Source organism: Chitinophaga sp. (assembly GCF_036569125.1).
In the GTDB taxonomy this organism is placed as follows: Bacteria; Bacteroidota; Bacteroidia; order Chitinophagales; family Chitinophagaceae; genus Chitinophaga.
The window spans coordinates 1-9,476 of the sequence record NZ_DATCRF010000794.1 but is presented as its reverse complement, the minus strand read 5'-3'; the positions used below and the strand labels follow the sequence as shown (position 1 = coordinate 9,476).

7 protein-coding genes and 1 tRNA gene are annotated in these 9,476 nt (G+C 48.3%); 7 read left to right on the top strand and 1 reads right to left on the bottom strand.

Annotated elements, in window-relative coordinates; translation table 11 throughout:
• The 7 genes from VIM87_RS29215 to VIM87_RS29185 form a co-directional block, all read left to right on the top strand.
• On the top strand, positions 1 to 523 hold a 523-nt coding region (locus tag VIM87_RS29215), incomplete at its 5' end, for an ABC transporter permease (protein WP_332000399.1).
• Between the two features lie 436 nt (positions 524 to 959).
• Complete coding sequence (locus VIM87_RS29210) at positions 960 to 1,391, top strand: MarR family winged helix-turn-helix transcriptional regulator (RefSeq protein ID WP_332000398.1); 432 nt, start codon at positions 960 to 962, stop codon at positions 1,389 to 1,391.
• A 198-nt stretch (positions 1,392 to 1,589) separates the two neighbouring features.
• Positions 1,590 to 2,468 (top strand): helix-turn-helix domain-containing protein, encoded by an 879-nt coding sequence (locus tag VIM87_RS29205; protein WP_089914514.1) that lies wholly within the window; start codon positions 1,590 to 1,592, stop codon positions 2,466 to 2,468.
• 329 nt (positions 2,469 to 2,797) lie between these two features.
• On the top strand, positions 2,798 to 3,979 hold the full coding sequence (locus VIM87_RS29200) for an efflux RND transporter periplasmic adaptor subunit (protein ID WP_332000397.1): 1,182 nt from the start codon (positions 2,798 to 2,800) through the stop codon (positions 3,977 to 3,979).
• A 75-nt stretch (positions 3,980 to 4,054) separates the two neighbouring features.
• Positions 4,055 to 7,219, top strand: a complete 3,165-nt coding sequence (locus VIM87_RS29195; protein WP_332000396.1) for an efflux RND transporter permease subunit — start codon at positions 4,055 to 4,057, stop codon at positions 7,217 to 7,219.
• Between the two features lie 94 nt (positions 7,220 to 7,313).
• The gene (locus VIM87_RS29190; RefSeq protein WP_332000395.1) at positions 7,314 to 8,726 is read left to right on the top strand and encodes an efflux transporter outer membrane subunit; all 1,413 of its coding nucleotides are present in this window, start codon (positions 7,314 to 7,316) and stop codon (positions 8,724 to 8,726) included.
• A gap of 268 nt (positions 8,727 to 8,994) precedes the next feature.
• A tRNA-Ser gene (locus tag VIM87_RS29185) sits at positions 8,995 to 9,079 on the top strand.
• Positions 9,080 to 9,183: 104 nt separating this feature from the next.
• Here VIM87_RS29185 and VIM87_RS29180 read toward each other — a convergent pair.
• Positions 9,184 to 9,476: acyltransferase family protein (locus tag VIM87_RS29180; RefSeq protein ID WP_414649677.1), on the bottom strand; the 293-nt coding region annotated here is incomplete at its 5' end.

Below are 9,476 nucleotides of genomic sequence, written 5' to 3'. Positions count from 1 at the left end.
CCGTTTAACCGCCGGCGTAAACCCCCATACGGCGGTGGACAAGCTCACTACTATATTTAATAAGTACAGTCCTGCTTTTCCCTATAAATATGATTTTGCCAATGAACAGTACAACACCCTGTTCCAGCAGGAGGTGCTTATGGGCAAGCTGTCCGGCATCCTGGCCGTGCTGGCCATTGTGATCTCCTGCCTGGGATTGTTTGGACTGGCCGCTTATATAGCAGAACAGCGTACCAAGGAAATAGGGGTGCGTAAAGTGCTGGGCGCTTCTGTAACCCAGGTATGGCTGTTATTATCCAAAGATTTTATATGGCTGGTAGGCATTAGCTGCTGTATTGCCACGCCGGTGGTGCTGTACTTTTTACAGGGCTGGCTGGAAAAATACGAATACCGTATCACCATTGGGCCGGGGGTATTTATTATTGCTGCCCTGCTGGCGCTCACGATTACTTTAATTACCGTCAGCTTCCAATCCATTAAGGCCGCCTTAGCCGACCCGGTGAAGAGCCTGAAGATGGAGTAGGGGTGGGGCTTCGCCCCGTCCATGGTCGATGGTCGATGGTCCATGGTCCATGGCCTGGTGCGTATTGCAGGTAGTTCATGGACCATGGTTATAATCCACTGCCTGGTACGTATCGTATTTCAAACTATTGTTCATATAATATAACACTGAATTAATATCCCCCTGTAACCCCTATGAAGGAAATTATCTATTATTATACTCCGCAGTCCTTGCAGGCGCTGTAAGCAGTGGGCTATGGTCCGTGGTCAGCTGGCCGCCCTGCAATACGCTGTGAACCTGCCGGTCCTGGCCAATCTTCACCCCGCAGCAGGCAATGGAACATCGACCATGGACCATGGACTTCGACGGCCTCGCCATCGCCCATCTATACCCCTATAAAAGATATCTATATCATCCCCACTTGTTTAGCTGGCTAATTATTTCTACATTTGGCCCCATGAATAAGATACCGGTGTCAGAAACTGTGAGTTACCTGATCTCAAGGATCGGTAAAGCGCACCGTAACAGGGCAAACGAGCTGCTGTCGTCCCTGAACCTGCATGCAGGGCAGGAGCTGTTGCTGCAGCAGATCTACCAGCAGCAGGGCATTACCCTCAATGAGCTTACCTGCGGCATGTGTGTGTCGGCCGTTACGGTAACCCGTACGGTGGAGCGGCTGGAAAAGAACGGATTCCTGAAAAAGGAGCGGTGTTCATCCGACCAACGTGCTGTAAGAGTGTATCTTACAGAGAAAGGGGTAGCTGCCGTAGAGACAGTAGAACAGAAAATGTGGGAGGTGCTGGAACGGGAAACCGTAGATAACCTGACTACGGAAGAGCGGATGTTATTAAAGCGGTTATTAATGCAGGTATTGAGCAACTTGTCATAATATGGTTAGCTGGCTAAATACTTATCTAGTATAATTGTCTTGAAGAATTAATTGTAATTATTTAGAAAATTGCTGGAAGGATATTTTAAATTTGTTGGCAGAAGTTATGTGATGGAACTTGTTGTACTGTAACTGTAGTGATCATAGCGTTGCCTTTATATCCTCCACCGGCATTTGATCTGAAAAAACGCCTTTCTGATGAAGAACAATGTGTTAATACCCGTGTATGATATCAGCGCGCAAATGCCTGGGGCATCTGAAATGCCGGGGTTTACTATTGGACGTTCGCTGAACATGCCCGCAGGAGGGGCGGTACATCCGCACCGGCATGCAGGTTTCACCATTACGTTGCTGCTATCGGGGCAAATGACCCAGTACATAGATTTTGAAAAGTATACCGTTGCCGCACCGGCAGTCATCCTGCTGGCGCCAGACCAGGTACATCAACATGGAAGTGAAGATTCCATCTGCGAATCCGTATATATCCATTTTGATAAAGAATTCCTGATGGCAGAATGCCAGGGTATGCTCAACTGCTGGGCGTGCATCTTTGATAAGCGGGCCATTCCGGTAAAGGCGGCCCAGATGCAGGAGCTGATGAACTTTGCAGGTCTCATTCTCCGGGAATACAGCAGCATGCGCCCCATGCGGGACAGCATTATCCGTAACCTGCTGAATGCTTTGATCATGGCCTGCGGCCGGCTGCCACAGCACAATGTAGCCTACATGCAGCTGGATACCGCTCAAAGCCGTATGGTACGCCAGTTCAATGAGCTGTCTGACCAGCACTTCCGGGATAAGACCCAGGTTGCCAATTATGCAGATATGATGTTCGTTACGCCGGGGCACCTGAATGATACCGTAAAAGCTGCCGTGGGCAGAACCGCGAAACAGGTTATAGATGAAAAAAGGATCATGGAAGCCAAGCGCCTGCTGTTCTGGGGAGATCATTCTGTGAAGGAAATAGCCTGGCAGCTTAACTTTGAGGATGATGCGTACTTTAACCGCTTCTTTAAAAAACACACCGGGCAAACACCCGTTATGTTTCAGCGGAGTATCCGGGAAAAGTACAATTAATACCGCGATTTGTTAAGCAGGAAACCTAAAGCCTTGTATTACTTTTGTATTGATTTTATAAGCATATGAAAATGATTGTAAACATGCCCGCCGCCCTGTTTTGTTAAATTATTTTTTAACAACAGTAACAAAACAACTTGCTGATCCGTATAAGGATACGCCGGCGGGTGCAACCATGTCGAAACTTACTGTTGGCCAATTCTGTTAAAACTACTACCCGAAGCTGTCACTAAAACAAACAACCTTTTAATTACTGAAAAGTAAAACAGGCATTTTTTGTCCCGTTGACAGGTATTCGAACGTCTTTACATATTATAACACTATAACAAATGGAACTATTATTAAAAAAAATGATCACACGCAAGCCACTCGCCTACCTCTCCGGCATTCTGATGCTGGCCGTAGTATTATATAGCTGTGCTTCAAACCAGGCAGCTCCGCCGCCGCCTCCTCCTCCTCAATTGCCCGTAATGGCAGTTACAACAGCACCGGCTACTTCTTACCTGGAATTTCCCGCTTCGCTGGAAGGAAAGGTGAATGTAGATGTGCGCCCGCAGGTATCTGGTTATCTGGAAAAAATATTTGTAGATGAAGGCGCCTATGTAAAAGCAGGCCAGCCTTTGTTTAAAATAGATCCGCAGGTATATGCCGAACAGCTGAACAGCGCCAATTCAAATGTGCTTGCTGCGCAGGCCAATATGGACAAGGCGCAGGTTGAAATGGACCGCCTGGCGCCCCTGGTAGCCAACAACGTTGTTTCCGACGTGCAGCTGAAAACAGCCAAAGCAAATTATGAAGCAGCAAAAGCTGCCGTAGCCCAGGCTAAAGCAGCAGTAGGCAGCGCCCGTATCAATGTAGGCTATACCCTGGTGAATGCACCGGTAAGCGGTTACATTGGCCGGATCCCTTATAAAATAGGCGCCCTTGTAGGCAACAATGATGCACAGCCGCTCACCGTGCTTTCCGACGTACGTGAAATGTACGCCTACTTCTCTATGAGCGAGCCCGATTTCATTGCATTTAAGAACAACTTTCCGGGTAAGACGATTGAAGAGAAATTAAAGCAAGCGCCCCCTGTAGAGCTGATCCTGGCTGACAATACTTCATTTGCCGAAAAAGGGAAATTAGAAACCATAGAAGGCCAGTTCAATAAAACCACCGGCGCTATTAGTTTCCGTGCAACGTTCCCCAATGCGTCAGGCATATTACGTACCGGTAACACAGGTAAAGTAAGATTAACACAGGAAGTTCCTGCTGCCATTACTATACCGCAGGAAGCCACTTTTGAAATACAGGACAAAGTGTTTGTATACACCGTGGCCGATAGCAACAAAGTAGCGAGCAAGCCTATTACCATTGCCGGAAAAACAGCCAACTATTACTTTGTAAGCGACGGGCTGAAAGCAGGCGAGAAAATAGTTTTATCCGGAACCGGTACTTTAAAGGATGGCGCTGTAATTACGCCTCAGCCGGTATCAGCAGATAGTGTGCTCAAGTCAAAACCATTGTAAGTGGCAGGCTATACTTTAATATAAAGTATACCATGCAAAAATCGATTTTACTTACAATCAAAAAGTGAACTTATCATGTTAAGAAGATTCATATTAAGGCCGGTACTTTCAACGGTAGTGTCCATAATTCTACTATTGCTGGGCATTATCTCTTACTTTGCCCTGCCTGTTACCTTGTTTCCCGATATCGCGCCGCCCAGCGTAACGGTTACGGCTTCCTACCCCGGCGCCAACGCCGAAGTAGTGGCCCGCTCTGTGGCTAACCCGATAGAGGAAGCAGTGAACGGGGTGGAGAATATGACCTACATGACCTCCAACTCCAGTAACGATGGTAGTATGGTGTTAACGGTCTTTTTCAAACAGGGAACCAACCCCGATATTGCTGCTGTAAACGTGCAGAACCGGGTATCCAAAGCTACCAGCCAGTTACCTACGGAAGTAGTAACAGCAGGCCTCAGCACACAAAAAGTACAGAACGGTTTCATCATGTTCATGGGTTTGTATAGTGAAGATCCCAAAGAGTACGATGAAAAGTTCCTGCAAAACTATATCAAGATCAATCTTATCCCCCAGATCCAGCGTGTACCGGGTGTGGCACAGGCGCAGATCTTTGGCGCCAAGGATTACTCCATGCGTGTATGGTTAAAGCCCGATCGTCTTGCCGCGAATAATCTTTCTCCGCAGGATGTGTTGAACGCGATCAGGGATCAGAACATAGAATCGGCTCCTGGCCGTTTGGGTGAAAGCAGCAAGGAAACCTTTGAATTTGTATTGAAATACAAAGGAAAGCTGAACCTGAACGAGGACTATGAGAATATTGTGATAAAGGCGAACAGTGACGGATCCATGCTTCGCCTGAAAGATCTGGCACGTATAGAATTCGGTTCGCTGAATTACGGCGCTAACAACCTGCTGGATGGTAAACCCGCTGCAGGCTTTGCGATCATTCAAACAGCCGGCTCTAACGCCAGCGAGATCATTGACCAGATAGAGAAGCTGCTGGTGCCGTTCAGCGCTTCACTGCCCAAGGGCGTGAAAACGGAAGTTATGTACAACGCCAAGGACTTCCTGGACGCTTCCATTGACCAGGTGCGTGAAACGCTTGTGATCGCTTTTATCCTGGTGTTCCTGGTGGTGTTTGTGTTCCTGCAGGATTTCCGTTCTACCCTGATCCCGGCCATAGCTGTGCCGGTGGCCATTGTAGGTACGTTCTTCTTCCTGCAGCTGTTTGGGTTTAGTATTAACCTGCTTACCCTGTTCGCCTTAGTGCTGGCCATTGGTATTGTGGTGGATGATGCGATCGTGGTGGTGGAAGCCGTGCATGCCAAAATGGAACAAACACACTGGCCGGCAAGAAAGGCTACCCTGAAATCAATGGATGAAATATCCGGCGCTATCATATCTATTACCCTTGTAATGATGGCGGTGTTCATACCGGTTGGTTTCATGCAGGGCCCTGCAGGTGTATTCTACCGGCAGTTTGCCTTTACACTGGCCATTGCGATCATGATCTCGGCTATCAACGCCCTGACCCTGAGCCCCGCCTTGTGTGCCTTGTTCTTAAAGACCGGAGAAGGTGAGCATGGTAAGAAAACTGGCTTTGGAAGCCGTTTCTTTAATGCCTTTAACGCCGGGTTTAACTCAATGACACACCGGTATATCAAAGGCATCGGCTTTCTGATCCGCCGTAAATGGATTGCCATAACCCTCCTGGTTATTATAACGCTCGGCGCCTTTATACTGGCCCGCAGAGCGCCTACAGGGTTTATTCCTACGGAAGACCAGAGCTTTGTATTGTATGCTTTAAATACACCTCCGGGCAGCTCAATGGACAGAACGCATAAGTCAACAGAAACGTTGGACCAGATGCTTCGTCAGAACCCGGCAGTACGGCATACATGGACGGTGGATGGTTTTAACTTCATCAGTAATGCCGCCGCTTCTCCTTATGCTGCAGGTTTCATACGCTTAAAAGACAGGCACGAAAGAGGTGCTGTAAAGAATATTGACCAGGTTACCGGAATGATGTATGGGCCGGCAAGCCAGCTGAAAGACGCCAGCGCTTTCTTCTTCACCTTCCCTACAGTACAGGGTTTTGGTAACGTGAGCGGCTTTGAGTTCATGCTGCAGGATAGGCTGGGCCGTCCTTTGGACCAGCTGGGCATGAATGCATGGGGCTTTATCGGCGCTTTGATGCAAAGAAAAGAGATCGGTGCAGCCTTTACTACCTTCTCCGCTAACAACCCGCAATACAGGGTAGAAGTAGATAATTTTAAAGCCAAGCAATTAGGCGTAGCTATCACTGACCTGATGCAAACCCTGCAGATCTATTACGGTAGCAGCTATGTTTCGGATTTTAACCGTTTTGGAAAATACTATCGCGTCGTAGCGCAGGCAGATGTGCCTTACCGTAACGACATTCACTCACTCGATGGTATTTATGTGAAGAACAGCACAAATGAAATGGTGCCTGTAAAATCAATCGTTTCATTAAAACGTGTATATGGCCCGGAAACAGTAACCCGCAACAACATGTTTAATGCGGTTACCATCAACGGTACGCCTAAACCAGGTTATAGTACGGGTGATGCCATCAAAGCCATTGAGGAAACTGCGAAACAGGCGCTTCCCCAGGGTTACGGCTACGAATGGACCGGCTCAACCCGTGAAGAGATCAAGGCGGGCGATCAGCAGATCTACATCTTCATGCTCAGTATCATATTCGTGTACTTCCTGCTGGCAGCTCAATATGAAAGTTATGTGTTGCCGCTTGCAGTTATCCTGACCATTCCAACAGGTATCCTGGGTGTATTTACCTTCATCGGTTTTGCCGGGCTGGATAATAACATCTATGTACAGATCGGGATGATCATGCTGATAGGGTTGCTGGCTAAGAATGCGATCCTGATCGTAGAATTTGCCGTGCAGCGAAGACGCAATGGTATGGGCCTTCTTGAATCGGCACTGGCTGGGTCAAGGGCAAGGCTTCGTCCTATCTTAATGACTTCATTTGCCTTTATCGTAGGTCTGATACCCCTGGTATTTGTGCAGAAAGGATCGGCCGTTGGTAACCATTCCATAGGCTATAGCGCCATCGGCGGTATGCTTACCGGTGTAATATTAGGTGTGTTTATTATTCCTGTACTGTATGTTATTTTCCAATACTTACAGGAAAGGATAACAGGCCGCGCCGGCTTAAGGGTCTATGAAGAAGAGATGGAGGAAGAACCAGCTTTATAGAAATAAGTGAAATGCTGAATGCCTAACGTTTAACGCAAAATGCAGGCAGCGTTAAGCATTCAGCCTTAAGCACTAAGCGTAAAATAAATTGTACATGCAAAAGAGAATTTTCATACCAATATTTTTTCTGATAGTTGTAGTGCTGGCAGCCTGCCGGGTGGGTCGTAATTATGAGCGGCCCGCCCTGGTACTGCCGGAGCACTTCAATGGGCAAACGCAGGCGCCTTCAGACAGCAGCATAGCAGGGGTGGAGTGGAAGCAGTTCTTCCAGGATCCGGTGTTACTGCAGCTGATAGACAGTACGCTGAAAGGCAACTACGACCTGCAGTATGCATTAAAGAATATAGAAAGTGCACAGGAGTACGTAAAACAGGCCAAAGCCGCCTGGTTGCCCTCTTTAAATTTACAGGCTACTGCCAACACTACTAGTCCTTCCAAGAACAGCTTGAATGGTATTAGCTTAAACAGCTTCCTGGGTACAAGTCATATTGAGGATTATACCCTGTCCGCGAGCCTTTCCTGGGAAATAGATGTGTGGGGTAAGATCAAACGCCAGAAAGAAGCTGCACTGGCCAGCTACCTGCAAAGCTATGAAGGCGCCCGCGCGGTGCAAACAGAGCTGGTAGCCAATGTAGCTAACAGTTATTATAACCTGCTGATGCTGGATGAGCAATTACAGATTGCCCGCCGTAATGTATCGCTGAGCGATTCTATTGTGCAGATGATGCGCCTGCAGAAAACTTCCGGCGATGTAACAGAGCTGGCGGTACAACAGGCATTATCACAGCAGCAAACAGCAGCCCTGCTGGTACCGCAGCTGGAACAAGGCATAGCTATACAGGAAAATGCGCTGCAGATCCTGGCAGGCAAGCTCCCGGGTACGGTTACACGGAGCGCTAACCTGGAAGAGATCAGCTTATCGAACTCCCTGAGCACCGGTGTACCGGCGGAGCTGATCAGCAAACGCCCGGATGTACGTTCTGCCGAAATGGAGCTGGTAGCAGCCAATGCGCAGGTAGGCGTGGCCCAGGCCAGCATGTACCCGGCCCTTACCATTACGGGCAGCGGCGGGTTAAACTCTTACAAAGCAGCCAAATGGTTTGATATTAACTCCCTGTTCGGCACTGTAGCAGGCGGAATTACCCAACCGGTATTCAACCGCCGCCAGCTGAAAACCCAGCTGGAAGTGGCCCGCATTCAGCGCGACCAGGCAGCCATCCGTTTCCGCCAGCAGGCACTGAACGCCATTGGCGAAGTAAGTAATGCCCTGGTAACACTGGATAAGCTGCAAAGCCGGCGCCAGATAGCGAATGACCAGGTGCAAACGCTGGATACCGCCATTTCCCAGGCCCGCCTGCTGTTCCGCAGCGGTTTGGCTAACTACCTGGAGGTGATCACCGCGCAAAGCAATTCCCTGCAGGCCCAGCTGACCCGTGCGGATATTGTTCGGCAGCAGCTGAGCGCCGGAGTGGAATTGTACCGCTCTTTAGGTGGTGGATGGAAATAGTGAAAGAGTCGATGGTCCATAGTCGACGGTCCATGGCATATTACGTGGAAGGAGTGGAGCGGGTGATAAAAGTGATATTGAAGGAATGGACCAAGGACGGAGAAATAATTAAACAATAGAAAAGGAAAAAGACACAACAGCAAGGAATCAGGAACGCCGTACGCAGGTACGGCGTTTTTTTTTGCCCTGAAATGCCCTGTGGGTGGGAGATAAGGCACTTTCAGAAAAATAAATTTTTTAAATTAAATTCCTTTTATACTTTTGCGCCGGAGGAATGGCAGAGCGGTCGATTGCGGCAGTCTTGAAAACTGTTGACTGTAACAGGTCCGGGGGTTCGAATCCCTCTTCCTCCGCTGAAAAAAGCCTGGCGATTGGCCGGGCATTTCTATTTTATAGCATTGTTTGAAAGAACTTTCCTGTTTAATCCCGGTCAGAAGTATTTACGCCCCTTAATTACCTATTTCAGCTTCTTCCTTAACCATTTGCGAACCGGCTCATCATACCATTTCAATGTAACATAGGCCAGCATAATGCTGCCAATTAAGATGAGTAACGCAATCGGCCACACCTGTGCGATGGTTATGCCTTTATGGTTGCTGATCCAGGCAACGTAAAAATATACCAGCGGGTAATGGACCATATAAAGCGGATAGGAAATATCACCTAAGAATTTACAGATCCTGTTTTCTCTCTGCGTTTGTATCACGCCGCTGGCGCCAAGGTAAACGATCAGCGGGAAAACAATAATGA

Bases quoted from the DNA above. Each gene is read 5' to 3' on its own strand.
- VIM87_RS29210 (WP_332000398.1), top strand. From the start codon at position 960: ATGAATAAGATACCGGTGTCAGAAACTGTGAGTTACCTGATCTCAAGG.
- VIM87_RS29205 (WP_089914514.1), top strand. From the start codon at position 1,590: ATGAAGAACAATGTGTTAATACCCGTGTATGATATCAGCGCGCAAATG.
- VIM87_RS29200 (WP_332000397.1), top strand. From the start codon at position 2,798: ATGGAACTATTATTAAAAAAAATGATCACACGCAAGCCACTCGCCTAC.
- VIM87_RS29195 (WP_332000396.1), top strand. From the start codon at position 4,055: ATGTTAAGAAGATTCATATTAAGGCCGGTACTTTCAACGGTAGTGTCC.
- VIM87_RS29190 (WP_332000395.1), top strand. From the start codon at position 7,314: ATGCAAAAGAGAATTTTCATACCAATATTTTTTCTGATAGTTGTAGTG.